The sequence below is a fragment of the Leptodesmis sp. genome, from assembly GCF_052746595.1.
Map to the genome: position 1 here is coordinate 15,191 of NZ_JBRAGO010000051.1, position 16,937 is coordinate 32,127.

17 protein-coding genes and 1 tRNA gene are annotated in these 16,937 nt (G+C 50.0%); 2 read left to right on the forward strand and 16 right to left on the reverse strand.

The features are described 5' to 3' along the window. Positions 1 to 176 precede the first annotated feature (176 nt). From hpnH to ACUVQO_RS12635, 15 genes are all read right to left on the reverse strand, one after another. Positions 177 to 1,199 (reverse strand): adenosyl-hopene transferase HpnH, encoded by a 1,023-nt coding sequence (gene hpnH / locus ACUVQO_RS12565; RefSeq protein WP_445926215.1) that lies wholly within the window; start codon positions 1,197 to 1,199, stop codon positions 177 to 179. An 84-nt stretch (positions 1,200 to 1,283) separates the two neighbouring features. Further along, positions 1,284 to 2,282 carry a hopanoid-associated sugar epimerase gene (gene hpnA / locus ACUVQO_RS12570; RefSeq protein ID WP_445926216.1) on the reverse strand — a complete coding sequence of 333 codons (999 nt, stop codon included), beginning with the start codon at positions 2,280 to 2,282 and terminating at the stop codon, positions 1,284 to 1,286. Positions 2,283 to 2,440: 158 nt separating this feature from the next. Further along, positions 2,441 to 2,989, reverse strand: a complete 549-nt coding sequence (locus tag ACUVQO_RS12575; RefSeq protein WP_445926217.1) for an FKBP-type peptidyl-prolyl cis-trans isomerase — start codon at positions 2,987 to 2,989, stop codon at positions 2,441 to 2,443. Between the two features lie 54 nt (positions 2,990 to 3,043). After that, positions 3,044 to 3,838 carry an HAD family hydrolase gene (locus tag ACUVQO_RS12580; RefSeq protein ID WP_445926218.1) on the reverse strand — a complete coding sequence of 265 codons (795 nt, stop codon included), beginning with the start codon at positions 3,836 to 3,838 and terminating at the stop codon, positions 3,044 to 3,046. Between the two features lie 127 nt (positions 3,839 to 3,965). Next, positions 3,966 to 5,138 (reverse strand): AI-2E family transporter, encoded by a 1,173-nt coding sequence (locus ACUVQO_RS12585; protein WP_445926219.1) that lies wholly within the window; start codon positions 5,136 to 5,138, stop codon positions 3,966 to 3,968. Positions 5,139 to 5,320: 182 nt separating this feature from the next. Beyond that, on the reverse strand, positions 5,321 to 5,500 hold the full coding sequence (locus tag ACUVQO_RS12590) for a hypothetical protein (protein WP_445926220.1): 180 nt from the start codon (positions 5,498 to 5,500) through the stop codon (positions 5,321 to 5,323). 199 nt (positions 5,501 to 5,699) lie between these two features. Next, entirely contained in the window at positions 5,700 to 6,431 is a 732-nt protein-coding gene (locus ACUVQO_RS12595; protein ID WP_445926221.1) for a hypothetical protein, read from the reverse strand. A gap of 230 nt (positions 6,432 to 6,661) precedes the next feature. Next, positions 6,662 to 8,254, reverse strand: a complete 1,593-nt coding sequence (locus tag ACUVQO_RS12600) for a NupC/NupG family nucleoside CNT transporter (RefSeq protein WP_445926222.1) — start codon at positions 8,252 to 8,254, stop codon at positions 6,662 to 6,664. Between the two features lie 2 nt (positions 8,255 to 8,256). Then, positions 8,257 to 9,036 carry a polysaccharide deacetylase family protein gene (locus ACUVQO_RS12605; protein ID WP_445926223.1) on the reverse strand — a complete coding sequence of 260 codons (780 nt, stop codon included), beginning with the start codon at positions 9,034 to 9,036 and terminating at the stop codon, positions 8,257 to 8,259. Next, positions 9,029 to 9,763, reverse strand: a complete 735-nt coding sequence (locus tag ACUVQO_RS12610) for a glycosyltransferase (RefSeq protein ID WP_445926224.1) — start codon at positions 9,761 to 9,763, stop codon at positions 9,029 to 9,031. Before ACUVQO_RS12610 ends, ACUVQO_RS12605 begins: the two co-directional genes overlap by 8 nt. 274 nt (positions 9,764 to 10,037) lie before the next feature. Beyond that, entirely contained in the window at positions 10,038 to 11,789 is a 1,752-nt protein-coding gene (locus ACUVQO_RS12615; RefSeq protein ID WP_445926225.1) for a DUF2079 domain-containing protein, read from the reverse strand. A 345-nt stretch (positions 11,790 to 12,134) separates the two neighbouring features. Further along, positions 12,135 to 12,818, reverse strand: a complete 684-nt coding sequence (rnc, locus tag ACUVQO_RS12620) for a ribonuclease III (RefSeq protein WP_445926226.1) — start codon at positions 12,816 to 12,818, stop codon at positions 12,135 to 12,137. A 141-nt stretch (positions 12,819 to 12,959) separates the two neighbouring features. Further along, positions 12,960 to 13,148 carry an HNH endonuclease gene (locus ACUVQO_RS12625; RefSeq protein WP_445926232.1) on the reverse strand — a complete coding sequence of 63 codons (189 nt, stop codon included), beginning with the start codon at positions 13,146 to 13,148 and terminating at the stop codon, positions 12,960 to 12,962. A 433-nt stretch (positions 13,149 to 13,581) separates the two neighbouring features. Beyond that, a complete protein-coding gene (pth, locus tag ACUVQO_RS12630) occupies positions 13,582 to 14,247 on the reverse strand; it encodes an aminoacyl-tRNA hydrolase (protein ID WP_445926227.1) in 666 nt (221 codons plus the stop codon). 42 nt (positions 14,248 to 14,289) lie between these two features. Then, a complete protein-coding gene (locus ACUVQO_RS12635) occupies positions 14,290 to 15,180 on the reverse strand; it encodes a glycoside hydrolase family 19 protein (RefSeq protein WP_445926228.1) in 891 nt (296 codons plus the stop codon). A 214-nt stretch (positions 15,181 to 15,394) separates the two neighbouring features. On the opposite strand from ACUVQO_RS12635, the gene ACUVQO_RS12640 reads away from it, so the two are divergent. Together ACUVQO_RS12640 and ACUVQO_RS12645 are read left to right on the forward strand one after the other, a co-directional pair. Beyond that, positions 15,395 to 16,465, forward strand: coding sequence for a hypothetical protein (locus ACUVQO_RS12640; protein ID WP_445926229.1), 1,071 nt, complete (start codon positions 15,395 to 15,397; stop codon positions 16,463 to 16,465). A 66-nt stretch (positions 16,466 to 16,531) separates the two neighbouring features. Next, positions 16,532 to 16,602: transfer RNA gene (locus ACUVQO_RS12645), tRNA-Gly, on the forward strand. A 91-nt stretch (positions 16,603 to 16,693) separates the two neighbouring features. Here ACUVQO_RS12645 and ACUVQO_RS12650 read toward each other — a convergent pair. Then, on the reverse strand, positions 16,694 to 16,937 hold a 244-nt coding region (locus tag ACUVQO_RS12650; protein ID WP_445926230.1), incomplete at its 5' end, for a hypothetical protein.

A 16,937-nucleotide genomic window follows, 5' to 3' on the forward strand; every position in this document is an offset into this window, starting at 1 on the left:
CTGGGAGCTAAACATCAGCCTTTCCAAATCTAAACTTTGTCCAAATCCAGAACCGGAGTTTCTCTGATCGGAAAACGACCGTTCTCTAGCTGGATCTGGTTTAGGACTAATTTTTTCTGGCAAGAAATATTTCGTTTTCTAGCTGAATCTGGTTTGGCTCCCAGTCTCCTAACCGCTTATCGACTCATGCTAAAGACGGAACCGATCGAGCGGGTCAGGTTTTGGGGTTGCATTGCATCTACAGCGGCTGTGGGTTCATAGCCACAATGCACCATGCAATCAGCACACTTAGGATTGCCACTGGCCCGCCCGTATTGGCTCCAATCGGTGTTGTCCAGTAACTCTTGATACGTGGCATAGTGGCCCTCATTCAGCAAATAGCAGGGCTTCTGCCACCCTAAGACGCTGTAACTGGGCATTCCCCAGGGGGTGCATTCGTAATCTTTCTCCCCCGTCAAAAAATCCAGGAACAACGGGTTGTGGTTGAAGTTCCAGTTCTTTTGACCCGCTTTGAAAGGAGCGAGAATTTCCCGGAACAGAGCTTTGGTTTGCTCGCGTTTGAGGAAGTGGTTTTGATCGGGTGCCCACTCGTAGCTATAGCCAGGAGACACCATCATGCCGTCTACCCCCAGCGTGCTGACAAAATCAAAAAAATCCTGAATCTCTTTCGGATCTGTGCCTTCAAAAACGGTGGTGTTGGTTGTGACGCGAAACCCTTTCGCTTTGGCAGCTTTGATGGCTTTGACCGCCGTATCAAACACCCCTTTGCGATCAACACATTTGTCGTGCAGTTCCCGCAGGCCATCCAAATGCACACTGAAGCTGAAATAGGGGGAAGGCTCAAACTTATCCAGGCTTTTTTCCAGCAGCAACCCATTTGTGCACAGGTAAACAAACTTGCGGCGTGCCACTAAACCTCGCACAATCTCGTCAATCTGGGGATGCAGCAGGGGTTCACCTCCGGGAATCGCCACCACGGGAGCACCACATTCTTCAACCGCCGCAAAGCACTGTTCAGGAGTCAGATTCTGCACCAGAATGTCGGTCGGATGCTGAATTTTGCCACAACCGAAGCAGGCTAAGTTGCAACGAAACAGGGGTTCGAGCATCAGGGTGAGGGGATATTTTTTGCGCCCTTTCAACCGCTGTGTAACGATATATTTACCAATCTCAAGCGCTTGTTGCAGATGAATTGCCATGACTGTGTTCACTCCTCACGAGGTCAAAAAGGGAGATAGGGGTTAAGAACGGCAGGCGATCGCTACCGGACATTGATCTATCACCTATGACGGCTTAACGTATGCGTAGTGTTTGTTTACAAACCACTCTACGCTATCTTTCAACGCTGTCAAAATAGAAGTTTGCGGCAGGCCCAGTTCCCGTACTGCTTTGGCCGCATCGTAGTACATCAATTGCCCTGCCATACGCACACCATCCATGGGAACTGAAGGCGTTTTACCCAGAGGAGCAAGCACCTTCTCATCCACCCAGGCAGTACAGAATGGAATCCAGGCAGGAATGGTATGCCGAGGAGCAGGGAGTCCAGTAAGCTGTGCCAGGAGATCGAGAAGTTCCTTCAGCGTGAGATTTTGATGGCCCAAAATATAGCGATCGCCTGTTTTTCCCTTTTGTAATGCCAGTAAATGCCCCTGGGCTACATCCCCCACATGGACGAAATTCAGGCCAGTGTTCAGATAAACGGGCATTTGACGACGTAAGAACCTTAACACAATGTCTCCAGTGGGCGTGGGTTTGATGTCCCAGGGGCCGATCGGCGTACTGGGATTCACAATCACTACATCCTGTCCCGCCTGAACCGCTTTGATGGCTTCCTGTTCTGCCCAGTATTTGGATTGTTTGTAGTAGCCAATCAGATTTTCCACTGGACTTTGGTAGGTTTCGTCTGCAATCCCTCCTGGCTTCACCCCGATCGCCGCCACGGAACTGGTGTAGACCGTTCTTTGAATGCCTGCCTTTCGGGACGCAGCCAGTACATTGCGAGTTCCCAGCACATTAAATTGATAGAGCTGCTCGCGATCGGCCTGCCAGAGTGAGTAGTGCGCCGCAACGTGAAACAGATAGCGACATCCCTGCATCGCTTCAGCCAGATCGGGATCATTCAAGTGCCCCTTTACCAGTTCCACATTCAGTCCTTGCAAGTTATTTAGAGCACTGTGAGGACGAACTAAAGCTTTTACCTGATAACCTTGCTGCAGGAGCAGGCGCACCAGATTAGCTCCCACAAATCCCGTACCACCCGTTACGAATACCGTTTCAGCCATAAAATTCAGTGGGTCACAGTCTACGTAAGTACCAGGCTGTGTTTAAAAACCCTTTGATCCCTTTCGGGGGTGTGGGGGAGATTGGACCCCACGCAGCGGGGAACTGGGGGAAGTCCCCTGGATCTACTATCCCAATCCCTCATTTGCCTGACACACCGCTAGCCCGCTTTCAGCAGTTCCACGTCAAATACCAGGGTGGAGTTGGGAGGAATGGGGCCAATGCCGCGAGAGCCATAACCCAGACTGGGAGGGATCACTAATTGCCGCCGACCACCAACCTTCATCGTGGCAATGCCTTCATCCCATCCCTTGATCACCTGTCCCGCCCCCAACTTGAATTCGAAGGGACGGTTGCGATCGCGGGAGCTATCAAACTTGGTGCCATCCACCAGGGTGCCGATGTAATGCACGGTAACGGTTTGTCCGGGCTGGGGAGTTTCACCCGTCCCTTCGACCATATCCAGATACTTCAACCCCGATGGGGTAGTGACATAATTTTCTGACACTTCAACGTTCCTCGTAGGGGGAGCATTGGTCGTTGCTTCAGCAACCAGAGGGGAACCCTGGGGCACATTGGTTGTTTCCACAGCAGGAGGTTGGTTCAGTCCGGCAGCAATGGCAGTATCCCGGTTGCCCACAATTTGACTGACCACCAGCAGCACCACACAGGCCACCAGAACCCCTAAGCTGATCAAAATTTCTTTCACAACAAGCCTCCTATTCAATCGATGCAGTTTATTGGGGCAACGTGCCAATACTGCCTATTGTAGGTCGATTCGGGATCCGGTAACAGACGCAGAGGTAGCGAGCAAAGACTGAGCGCAGGAGATATCGAAATAAGTTGAGGGTAAGGCATGCCCGACTAACACCTGAAACGGCTTGCTTGGTTCTCCCAAATGACTCACAACCAGGGCGGCTCCCGTGAAATCCTCGTTCTGCGTATAGCTGCTGGGGGTAATCACCGTCGTCAGTCCTGCCTGGAGCGCCGCTTGCAGGCCAACGTGGGAGTCTTCGATCGCCACACATACCTCTGGTGGTAGACCCATCGCCTCCAGTGCATAGCAATAAATATCAGGAGCAGGTTTTTTAGCAGGCACCACATCCCCCGCTGCAATCACCTCGAACCAGGAGGGACTGTCAGCTCCTAATCCCGTTTCCAGTAGGGCTAGCACATTATCGGGAGCGCTGGTGGTGGCGATCGCCAACCGAATGCCAGCCTGCCGTGCCTCCTGAATCAGCCGTTTCACACCAGGACGCAGTGGCAAAATTCCCTGCTGCACCAACTCCCGATAATGCCGAGTTTTCAACCGATGTATCTCAGCCGCCCAGGCTTTCATGTCTCCAGGCAGGATCAAGTCTGGCTGGTCTTCTTGCAAATACCGTTGCAACCGTTCCTTACCTCCCGATACCTCGAGCAGTTGCCCGTATCGCTCCACTGACCACTCCCAGTCTAAGCCTGATTCTGCAAAGGCTCGATTAAATGCCACTCGATGTCCATCTCGCTCAGTATCAGCCAGGGTTCCGTCTACGTCGAAAATCAGTGCTTGTAGGGACATGGTGGATAGCTGGGTAGGGGAGTGGGGGAGTGGGAGAAGGCGGGGAGGGTAGGGAAGTGAGGGAAGGCGAGCAATGGGGCAGTGGACAGTGAAAAACTTAAAACTCAAAACCTAAAACTTTTTCCCATCACCCTCCTTTCTCTTTCACTTCCCCATCTGCTTCACCTTCCTCACCTTCCTCACCACCCGGATGAATGACTGTTTCCGAAATCACCGTTGGGGCATAGATTGGGCCATCCGGGGAAAAGGCAGGTTCGGCAGGGAGTTGGCTATCTGAGAGATGCCAGCGATCCATGATGTCTTCGACCAGGATGCGACGGATCAGGATTTGCAGGACAACGATCAGAGGCAGGGCGAGCAGGAGACCCCAGAAGCCAAAGATCGTGGCAAAAAAGACCTGGGATAACAGGGTAACGGCAGGGAGAAGATTCACCTGCTGAGACATGACAAAGGGGGTAAGCAGGTTACTTTCAAATTGCTGGATGGCGATGTACAGGATCAGTACCAGCACGGCTTTGGTGGGAGAGTCCAGGAGGGCGATCGCCATTGGCGGGACAACACTGATGGTCGGCCCAATGTTGGGAATGAAGTTGAGCAATCCCGCCAGCACCCCATTCGCCAGAGCTGCTTTCACACCAATCAGAGATAGCCCAAGGGTACTCAACACGGCGATTACACTCATGCTGATCAGCGCACCAACAATCCAGTTTCCCAGCGACTGCTCGCATTCTGTCAAAATGCCATCCATGCGGCGACGATAGAAGGAGGGAAACAGCCGCAGGAAACCCCGACGATAGGCTGGTGGGTTAATCAGCAGCATCAATCCCAGTACCACGATCAACAAAATATTAACCGCTGCTCCTAGGGAACTGGAGAAAAATGCAAAGGAACCACCTAACAGGCGATTCAAGACGGGCATAACCTGTTGCAGTATGCTGTCCAGGGTGGGAATGTAACGTCGCGCTTCAGCGGGCAGTATGCGATCGAGTGAATTGAGCCAGGTATTGAATTGATTGACTCCCTGAGGCACCAATACATAAATTTCTTGAAGCTGTTGTACAAAGGGCGGAATTACCACCTGAAAAAAAATTACAACGAAGGCTGCTAAACAACTAACGGCAATCAGTACTGTCCACGATCGGGGTAACTTCAATCGCTTATTCAACCAGCGGGCAAATAAATTCAGGCTATTTGCCAGTACAACTGCTGCAAAGATCAACAACATCACCTCTCGGATTTGCCAGAGGATGTAAATGGTTGCCAGTAATGCGAACAGTGCGATCCAGTGACCCAGTTTCACAGCAGACTCCGAGAGAAGTTCTAAGAGGGCGTTTGAAAAGTATCTGGTGGTTAAAACCGCGACTACACTCACCAGGTCTGCCGACGCAGACTCAATACCATTAAGGTTTTCAGTAACCTGCGTTGGCAGGTTTTTTCGGTATAGCTGCGACTTCAGGCGCCAGGGTGATTAGTATTCAATACTCATAGCTTATTTTGTTGCCATCGCCAGCCTAGGGCGATCGCCATCAGCACTGGCAGCGTCAAAACTCCAACTAAGGCAGCAACCACGGTTCCTGAAACGGGTAAGAACCGCCCCCCATACTTGATGACGTAGGACAGGGCAATGGACAGGATAAAAATTTTGAGAATGGAATTGGTCATGAGGTTCAGAAGGACAATTGCCAATAATCAATAGCGTAGCGATATAAGGACTTGAGTTTTCTTGCCATCGATTTCCGCAGGATTAATACTCTTAAAAGTCTGCCGACGCAGACTCAATACAATCAAGAATTTCAGTAGCCTGCAGCGGCAGACTTTCTCCCTATAGCTGCGACTTTAGTCGCTAGGGTGACTTAGTCAATTAAAGGGGCTGAAGGCTGCTGGCAAGGGCAGCTAGTGCGCCAGGAAGCTGATTTGCCCCAGTTTGGGTAGCGGTAATGATGAGCAGCAAAATGTCCTTGGCGGATGGACGAACTAAGATTGTACCGCCAACGGGTTGGGAGGTGCCTGCGATCGTCAGGGTGCCCGTCCAGTCCATCACCGCTCCCCCACCAGCTTCCGATCGGGATGGCCCTGGTTGAAATCCTTCACCTCGTTGAAAGACGGCTCTGGCTACCTTAGCTAAACTTTCACTATTGTCGTAGCCTGCACTCAAACCAATGGGTGTTGTTAAAGGTTGGGATTGGGTTACTACAGCATAGGCCAGGTTGCCGTCTGCTGATTCAATTAAAACCGAACCAGCCAGAGGACTCACTTTAAAGTCCTTCAATACACCTACCTTAAAGCGACCTGCCGGATCTTGATAGGTTCCTCCCAGAAGCAGAGGCGCAGCGGTAGATGCAGGGGCAGACGGAGGGGCTGGAGCTAAAGAAGGAGAAACCGGTACTGCCGGAATATTGGTTTGGTTTGGCAAGGGTGCAGGAGCCGTAGGAGTGGGAGAGGCCGCTGGAGTCGGGGACGATCGCGCTTGGGGAACAGTGGTCAGTTGCGGAGAAGGAGTCGCGCTTGGAGACGTTCTGCCAATTGGAGCAGGAGTTTGAGCCACAGCTAACTCAGTGGGTGTGAGCGCAGGGGAAATCGGCCATTGAGCCATAACACTAGACAGTACAATCGCGATCGCACTCAATCCCCCCAACACTACTGTCCATATTCGTCTTACCCTCATTCAACCTCCAAATGGTTTTATTTTTTGTCCTGTGTCCTGTGTTCTGTGCCCTGTGCAGATAATTTTGTAACTGACAACTTAACCAATGACCAATCACCAATCACCAATGACATTCGCCCTTAACTCTCAACTCTTAACTCCTAACTCTCCCTTTTTCCCTATCTGCCAATAATCGCCGGATTCCCAGTATCGTAAAGTCCAGCTATACAGCCAATCATCAAGGTTGCTAGAGTGCCTGCCCAAAGGGCCTTCCACCCCAGTTCGCTGATGTCTCGTCGGCGAGAGGGAACCAGGCTGATCATGCCGCCAACAAAAATGCCGACGGAGGCAAAATGGGCAAATCCGCACAGGGCATAACTGACGACCAGCAAAGCTCTCTGGCTGAGAATTCCCTGGCTGGCAAGGACGGCCAATTGCTCAAAGGAGGGAACTTCGGTCAGCAGCAGGCGTTGTCCAATCAGCACAGAGGCTTGCCAGAGCTCCGGCCATTTGAGGGAAACCCCGGTCAGAAAGGTCAAGGGCAGGAATAGAGCACCCGCAATATTTTGCAGAGTGATTACTTGAAAGACTCGCCCGATCGCCTGGAAGAAAGGCAGAGAACTGGAGGCCAGGGAAGCCAGGTTGGTGAAGAACAGGTTGATGATGGCCACTAAGCCCAACACCGCGATTAGTAAAGCCGCGATCGCCCCTGCCATCTTCAGCCCATCCAGTGCTCCCACCACAATACTTTCTATGGGGGCCAGGAAAGCCGGAGTTTCCACGGGTTCCAGAGGATCTTCCCGATCTGGGGAGGGGCCAATACGGGAAACGGGCTGGGGCACAGCAGCAGTTTTAGTTGGGGCAGCAGGCACTTCTTCAACGATGTCTTCGCGCTCCACCCCTGAATCAAAGGACTCCATGCCTTTTGCGATCGCGGCATCCTGAGTGTAGGAGGGATGTTCCCGCAGAACTTTGCCCATGGTTTCTGGCACCTCCGTTTCCGGCACGATCAGCTTAGCCAGCACGAAACAGGCCGGAATCGCCATGACCGAAGCAGAGATCAGATGCCCTGTAATATTGGGAAAGGTCGGTCGGAGCAGGCTGGCATACAGGGCTAGTACGGTGGATGCTGTGCTGCCAAAGCAAGAAGCCAGGATTGCACACAGTTCGCTGCGAGTCATCCGTTCCAGGTAGGGACGCACAACCAAAGTCGCTTCAATGCCGACAAAAATATTGGCAGAGCCGCTCAGGGCTTCGGCTCCACTTAAATTCATCGTGCGCCGAAATAGTCGGGCAAACAGATTGACCCATGGTTGAATCAGGCCCAATGCATACAGCAACGACATCAAGGCCGAGAAAAAGATGACGCTGGGTAGAGCGCGGAAGGCAAACACATACCCCAGGTTGAGAAAATCTGGACTGAGCCGATCGCCCGGTACAGGTACATAGGGAGGCGTAATCGCCCGTGCAATCCAGCGTCCGGCCAGCACTGGCCCTGGCACCCCACTGGGTTGGGGAACAAACAACGGCCCAAACAGGAACCGAGCGCCTGCTTCTGTAGCATCCAACACAGCATTGACGGCATCATTCAGAAGTAGCATCAAACCGCGGGTGGCAGGCATTAAAAATACCAGCATTCCCAAAATCAGTTGCAGTCCAATCCCCCAGGCGATCGTTTTCCAGGGAATGATGCGGCGATCCTCTGAGGTCAGCCATGCAATGCCGCAGAGCGCAAAGATACCAACAAAGGACAGAAGGTTGAGCCAGGACATGGTTAGTACCTCAATGGCTGCGATCGCCGGAATTCCTCATGAGTCAGGAACTCCGCTGCTGTTTTCATTCTGTTCAGGTAGCGTTTCAGTCGCCGCAGCATGGGTAGCCCAGAGTGACGCTTGATGTATCCCGGTAGGGTAAAGCTGGAAATATCGGTAAACTCCCAGGGGTGAAAATACAGGCTTAAGTAGCGATCGGCATGCAGGGTGAATAAACTGGCGGCCTGGTAGAGCGGTAGTGGCAGGTTCTTAAAGCTCAACCAGAACAGAGGAAAGCGAATGAATGGCGTGACCGATACAGGAATATTCAATAGCTGATGGGAGTAATGGACAGTCCGGGGCTGAAAAAAGTTGTTATATCGTCCGGGAAGATAAGTTGGATTCATGGAAGAATTATAGGCATAACCCGCCCCTTCAATCTCTCGATCGTTCACCTTTTGCAACCGCGCCATCCGAAATCCGGTGACAGGAGTGTGGGTGATCTCTTCCAGGGTCTGCCGTGATTTCTCTAAATCCGCGACTGCAAAGGAGGAATGATAGAAGCCGTGGGAAGCGATTTCATGCCGCTGAGCGATTGCCTGAACCAGGGAAGTATGGTTCAGAGCAAAATAGGCTGTGGTAAAAAACGTGGCTCGGATGTTCAACTCATCTAGCAGTTCCAGAATTGGCTCTAGTCCCTGGCGGGAGATGGCAAACTTGACCGCATCGGGCAACGGCTGACCGTACTCCTCCGGCACGTCGAACTCTTCCACATCAAAGCTCAGAAGAATAGCCCTATTCATACCATCCCAGCCAATCGTTCAGCCGAATTTTGAACAAATCGCTCAGCATTTTCAGCGAATCTATCACCAAATTCACTTTCGAGACTTTGTGGGAGTGATTGGCAGAAACATAAGCCGGAACTTCCCCGATCGCATAACCCAATTTCTTCGCCAGGTAGATCAATTCCACATCAAAAGAAAAACCTGTCAATGCCTGCCGACTGAATAACTCCCTGGCCGCTTGTTTCTGAAACCCCTTCAATCCGGCCTGCATATCGATAAATCTTAAATTCAGAATTCGTTTAGACAGGATATTGTAAATCTTTCCAGCAACTTTACGGGTGGCATTCAAGCCGCGATCTCCTCCTGGCACCAATCCCCGGCAACCAATCACCACCTCATAGTGTTGCAGTTTGGCCACTAGCAGGTCTAAGTGATCAAGAGAATAGGCCAGATCCCCGTCGATAAAACAGATGTAGTCCCCATCTGCATTCTCAATGCCGCGCCGCACAGCGTATCCTTTGCCACCATGATTGGAATAAGTACACAACTGAATTTGCTCTGTTTCTGCCCCAGCAATCCGTTGTTCTAAAATCCTCTGTGTCTGATCACTAGAGCCATCATTGACAAAAATAAATTGATAAGTGGGATGCAAGCGGGAGTAGCCCAATACGGCATCAAAAGTGCTACTGATACAGGCTTGCTCGTTGTATACTGGCAAAATGACTGAAACATCGGGTTGTCTCAAAGGAACCCTGACCACTTGGCTGTCGCAGGTTTCTAGCCCCATTGAGCTCCTCGCAACCAAGGGTTCCATAGCAAAAAAACACTCAGATTCTTGAGTTGTCTGTTTTTTCAGGTTGGGATGATGGCTAAATTGACCGACTTTAAACCTGGAAAGCAATGATTTTTTGGGTAACCAACCCATGCTTGCACTCCTCTATACCGTGAATCAGCCAATCGGTTCAATCAATACCATACAAGACACCGGGGAATGAAGGATAAAATCTCTACCGCAGGCTCTATTGACCTCTTCGCATCTGAGGTTTCGTAAGGGATGTAATAATATCTCGCTTGAGGCTACCCCACGCAGCAACCAGCTTTGGAGTCGAGGAAGCGCCCTTTTTCAGCAGTACTACTCCATCCTGCACCGCCAGGAAGCCATAGTTCGATTGAGTGGCCTCATCAATCGTCTTGAGTAAATCCCGCAGGCGCACCCGATCGGGTTTGAAAATGGCTTCATACTGTTGGTGTCGCCACAGGTCTGCTAGCACATAATCCACACGTTTCACCTGGCCTGCATCGTTTTTGATGTGCATCGAAGGTGTACGAATGATAGCCCGCCGACTGGAGAGTTGCGGAATCACGTAGGTCGTTGCGGAAACGCTGGCGTCAGGGGGAATTTGACTGACCAGCCGATTCAGCACGGTGGTGTGCTCCCACTGCCGCGTCAGGGGAACCAAAACCCAGGGATGAATGGAATTTGGGATCAGAAAGTAAAACGCCTGGTTGGGATTGGTAGCAATCGCCGCAATAATCGACACTACCATACAAGCCACCCAGAACTGGCGGAAGGCTGGGGTTAATTGCCGGGTGCGAAATGTCCAACCCACTTTCTTCAACCAGGATTGGCCTTTGGGGAAAGGAGGTTGGGGACGTTTCCAGTGGTAGGCCCACCAGAGAATAGCTCCATAAAACATTCCTGGCACGATCGCTACAGCATATCGCACCGAAATGAACAAAGCTGTTTTCCCTGTTTGCATCACCAGGGCCAGTAAGGGAATTCCAGCAATCGCCCAACTGGCAGGCGAGAGCGCTGGTATAAAGGCCAGAGGAAGCCACTGCCCCACCAGATAAAAAAAACGGCGATCGAAGGGGGTGAGCAAGCTTTGCGTCAGTTCGACGGGATGGGTTAGCATTCCCCAGAGAACTTGTAAAGTGCTGGGAGACTCATTTCCCTTGACAAAGTGCTTGAAGCGGGTAGCAAAGTAAAGTCGCTTTGCATCATCAGAAAACTGCGGCTGAATGATGTTGGTGATAAAGGCTACATAGGCAAAGCTTAAAACGCAGAGAGTAATCCCAGCTTTGGGAAAGCGGCGACTGAAGATCATATAGAGGCCAACCCCAAACAGGATCAGCCCAGCGTCTTCTCGAATCCCTAACACAAGCAGGGCAAAAATCCAGAATGGTGCCCACCGTTGTTTTTCCATCGCCCATAACAACGCAAAGACGAACAGAGGAATCTGGCAATGTTCATAAAAATTGGCAAAGGTGGGGGAAATCACCGCAATCGCCGAAAAATAGCTCGCTGTAATGAATAGCGAAAGCAGTGGCTTGAGATAAATCCGTGCCAGAGCATATAGCATGATGCCACCTGCCGCCATCAGCACAATCTGCAAGACAACCAGCGTTACCGGAGAGGGAAACAGGGCATAGAGCGGCAACCAGAGCATGAAATTGGGCACAAAATGATGCGCCAGGTGGGAAAAGTTAACGACTGGAATTTTGCCGTCTTCTAGTACACCAATGGAGTTACTGGAGGTGAGAGAACTCTGGAAAAAGTGACCATGCAGGCTATTCCAGTACAGTTGGTTAAACAGGCCATGGTCGTAGGAGGTATAGAATGTATAGTAGCGATGCAACCCAAACAGCAACATAAAGCCTAAAAAGGCCGCTGTGATCAGGAATAGGGGTTGTAACTCTGGTGCATGGCTTTGGAGAAAGTACTTCCAGTTCTGGACTGATTTTTTAATCGAAATAGTGTTGAGCATCATGCAGAAGTTACTCTTTCAGTCCCCTTTCAGGTTTCCTAGAAGATTTAGAATGGGGCGATCGCGAAGTTGAATATGCTCACCTAGCTTTCTAGCCATAGCAAAATCTGCTGATTATCATAAACCGGATCGCTTAATTGTTCGCAATCTAAACCTTGTCCAATCACCCTGGCGACTGAAGTCGCGGCTATCCGGAGAAAACCTGCCGACGCAGATTACTGAAACCCTTGATGGTATTGAGTCTACGTCGGCAGCTTGGGTGAGTGTAATCACGGTTTTAATCGCCAGATCCTTTTCAAACGCCCTCTTAGCTGCAAATGCAGGACAGCGACAAACCGCACGGCCATTTCAAAGCAACCCTTGTTTTTTCAGTTTCGTTAAAGCAACTTCAGCCGCCTGCTTTTCTGCCTCTTTTTTACTGCGGCCTTTCCCCTCACCATAGAGTTTATCTCCCACATAAACCTTAGAAAAAAACTCTGGCGCGTGATCTGTGCCACCGACCTTCTCAGTGATATACCGGGGATGAGTGGGTGCAACATTGGCCTGTACCCACTCCTGAAACCGATTCTTGGGATCTATACAGGAGCGAACGGCCACCACACCTGCCGGTACAGCATCAAAGAGTTCCTCGATCAGGGGACGAATTGCTGCAATGTCGCGATCGTGATCCAGATAGTAAGCTCCAACAACAGCTTCAAATGTACTACTCAACAAATTGGGATTTTGATACCCCCCATCCCGAATGGCACCTTGCCCTAACCGCATCCTAAAGTCCAAACCCACCTCAATGGCAAATTTAGCCAGTTGTTTTTCATCAACAAGGGCTGCTCGTCGTCGTGTCATTTCATCCTCTGCTATCTCAGGATAACGCTGATAGAGATACTCTCCACTGATGAAATTGAGAATCGCATCCCCCAGGAACTCCAAGCGCTCATTGTCTCCTATTTCCCCAGGGTTTTCATTGATGTAGGAACGGTGAGTTAATGCTTGTCGTAAAAGCTTTTCATCCTTAAAAGTCAACAGTTTATGCATTGTTTCTTCTGCACATGTGGATTAGCAAAATAAAATAAATCCAGATCTTTTTGTAGGATGTATTAGCGCAGTATAACGCATTACTTTTAGACTTTGATGCATTACGGCGAACACCTACACATCCTACGAAATTCGCTGTTTTTACGTGCTTACACTTGGGAGAAAAAGGTTATTTCCACGAGAAAGGTTACATGGAAAACAGGCTAATCGCAAATTCTCTAATGAATTAGACCCCCCTTTACTTATAGGCTTAAGATGATCAAGGGTTAGTTGATTTTTAGAAAAGACACAACGGCACCACCAACAGCAAGATCCATATTCTTGAATCAGTTGAGCTTTTTTGCTTGCTTTTGTCTGGAACTCATTTGCTTCCGCCTAAAATTCACAGGAAATTTCTCCTGAAAAAACTTAAGTGGCAGAGGAATATCGGCATCAATAAAGCACTTCCACCATCAGCGGAATTTATGCTTTTTTATTTGATGGTATTTACTTAATCCAACGTCTCATAGGCACTATCTCTCATCCTTATACCAGTGCTTATCCACGATGCTGAGCCAGCGATCGCTTAAACCTATCTGCTAAGTCTCAAACAAACACTGAACCAGAATAGTGGAAGTGCACTGATGTAAGAATGGGAGATAGTACTCATGAGACAAATATCTAAGCATTGATATTCACCTGCACAATTTAATTTTTTAATTAAAAAATAGGGGGTTTAGTCGGTCAAGACAAAATTTGTAATTCTTGATGCTGCCAAATTTCATTAACTCTCAGGAATGCTGCGATTGTTGTACAGGCTCATGGCTTTTTCAACTCCCTGTCGCAAGCTCAATTCAACCGCATCGGCTGCCAGTTGGATCACTTCTGCGATAATGACTTGTTCCGAAGGAGAAAACTTACCCAGCACATGGGAAACCGTATCCCGATCGCGCTCCCCCTGTCTGGCACCACCAATCCCAATTCGCAGGCGGGGAAAGGCTTGGGTTCCCAGGTGCGCGATCGTTGATTTCATACCATTGTGTCCTCCAGCAGAACCCGATAGCCGCATTCGTAACTTGCCGATGGGTAAATCCATATCGTCGTAAATCACCAATACCGATTCTGGAGGCAACTTATACCAGTCCACTACCGCTCGGATGGATTGCCCAGAATTATTCATGTAAGTCTGTGGTTTCAGTAACCAAACTTTTTGCCCACCAGAGCCAATTCTTTCGCCAAGAATGCCCTGAAACCTTTTCTGCTCTGATAAGGAAATCTGCCACCGCTGGGCCAGTAAATCTACAATCTCAAAGCCCACATTGTGGCGGGTGCGATCGTACTTGGGGCCTGGATTTCCCAAGCCTACAATGAGTTGGGGAATGACTGGATTAGGAGTCTTGGGGTCTATTTTTTCCTGAGTTTCCGTCATGCTCAGTTGCCATTTGGTCATCCATCATCCAGCCATCTTCCTAGGCTCATTGTCAAGCAATCCTTAAATTTCTAGCACCCGTTTAGCTGCCGTCAGGAGTTGGATGCGATCGTCTAGACCGTTATATCCGCCATTAATCACACGGGTAACCGTTCGCACATCATCACGAGCGGCATCTTTATTGAGTTGGCGAGAGTGCCAATACCAGCCAGCACTCCGACAGGCTAAATCCGGATCCGCTAGTCGAGTGGGATTACTGATCAGATCAACACCTAATGCTCTGCCACAGTCATGGTAGTTAGCGCGTCCAGTAATTTGGATCAACCCCCGACCCTTATAACGCACCCCATCTCCCGGATAGATATTACCCAGGTCGTCCCGCCATTCGTATGCCGCACCGGAAGCGTATTCTTCCATTGCATTGAAGCGATCGGACTCATGGGCAATCTGGGCTAAAAAATGAGCCTGACACAGGGGAGTGATAATCTCAAACTCAATCATGGCGCGATTCAAATTGGGCGCTAACTGCTCTGCCCGCTTAGCTGGAGCTTCCGGGGCAATCTTCAGCAAGTCACTAGCCATCAGTATTCTCATATTACTTTTGGGAAACAGACCTGCATAAGGTGGCCTATCGGCTGGCCGCTTAGGAAGATTGCTGAGGGTGCGAATCAAATCATCCACATAGCCATCGGCAGGACAGAGATCACCTTGCAAGGTATTTCTTAGCACCCGTAGCCGTTCGATCGCTTTCTGTCTACCTTGTGTGCAGTCCTGGATGGCAAAAATTCCCAGGTAAGGAGGTTTACCGGCAGGGCGGGCTGGAAGTTTGCTGAGCGATCGCACCAGTTCATCAATTAATTCATCACTGGGACAAACTCCTCCCTTCATCGCACCAATCAACGTAATTAAGCGCTGAAATGCTTGTACTCTCCAGATATCTAGTTGGGGAGACATAGCTAACTCCTTACCCTTAATTAGGTCAAGATTAAAACTGAATCCTGCGAACGGTTTAGGCTTAAACCTTAATCCAGGTGCAGAACTGTAGTTGCTCTTCTAGGAAAACGATCGTTCTCTAGCTGGACTTGGTTTATGATTCCCCTGAGTGATTCTTCAACCCTACTGATCAGCACAGTTTTATTCATTATTGGTTTTATTATTTATTGGTAGGATGAGTTTACAACTGCAATCAATTCGTAATCAGCGGCGAACCGAGTCTCCTGTTTTTTGGGTGATTGTGTTTGCCAGTTCCCTGTTGATTCATCTGGCACTGGCCTTGGGACTACGATCGCTGCTGGTACAGGCTATCCGAGTACCTGTAGAACCAGAATCGATTGCGATTGAATTTGCCGAAGCACTGGATGAAGTCACACCCCTACTGTCTAAACAATCCCAACCGTCCTCCAGTCAACCAGCAGCATCCAATCCAGTTCCTGCCTCTCCAGCCCCAACCACTCAGCGTCTAGCCTCTCCTCCTGAAACCTCGCCTCCCAATTTGTCCCCCCCTTCACCTAAGTCGGAAACTACTCTTGCCCCTTCTGAGCCTGTTCGCTCGGTTCCGCCATCCCCTCAACCCCTATCCCCTACTGCCAACCGCCCTCATTCTGGTTCACCTCCAGCCTCACTCCCTCCTGCACCCCTCACATCCCCTGTTCCCAACCGTGTCACTCCAACCGATTCAGTAGCCTCCTCGCTCAATAATCGCTTATCCAATCTAGCCGTCAGAGGGCCGATCGCCTCTGGAATTCGTTTACCGGATCTGCCTAATGTGCCCAATCCGGCTGATAACCCAGGTCGAACCAGCAAATCACCTGGTTCACCCCTCAGTCCGCTGGCGATCGCCAATACTCCAACCCCGGCCAGGTTTCTCGCTCAAATTCAGTTACTTTCTGCTGTGGATAAGGGCACGATCGCTTACTCTTTTGCAATCACACCTGCGACGATTCAGGGAGAGTTGTCTAAAGAATTTATGTCTGATACATCAGGCTGTTTGTTAACTCCTGAGGCTCTTTCTGCCTTTGGGAAAGCTGTAGTGCTCAAAGCAGCACTGAACGAACAAGGACAACTGCAGGGCGAACCCACCATTCTTGCTCAAAACAGCAGTGGCAACAGCCGATATGATGAGTTGGCGGCTTGCGTATTGAAACAATGGAGGTTCAGCCCTGCCTACGAGCAAGTGGACGAGAACACCCGCTCTGTCAAACCGGCCACAATTTATGTGGAGGTAAAAATTACAGAATGATCACTGTGTAGCGCAAAGTATGCTAGCTTAGTTAAGGCTTAGTAATAGTAAGCTGCGTCCCTATCAGCGGGCATAGTTTAGTGGTAAAACCATAGCCTTCCAAGCTATTGATGCGAGTTCGATTCTCGCTGCCCGCTTTCAAGGAAGCTCTTGAAATTACAATGGTTTTGAAGGCTTCTTGATTTTCAGGAGATTTACTTACCTGGTGCAGGCGTTCTTAGATTAGAACTAAATCACCTGATAAGCAAACCGGAAGGTGGCCCAGGTAGTAGTATCCAGTATCCAGTAATCTCCGGTATTGGGAATATGGCTGGCCAGGTTGGGCTGATGCAAATCCTGCAAAATTGCCTGAGTCACCTCTAGGGGATTGGCGATCGCACTTCCTAATGCAAAATTAGGGGTTGATCGCTGTGCTGAAGCGAGAGCTTCCAGAGTTCGGGGAAAGGGAGACTGACTACAGATCAGGTAAGCT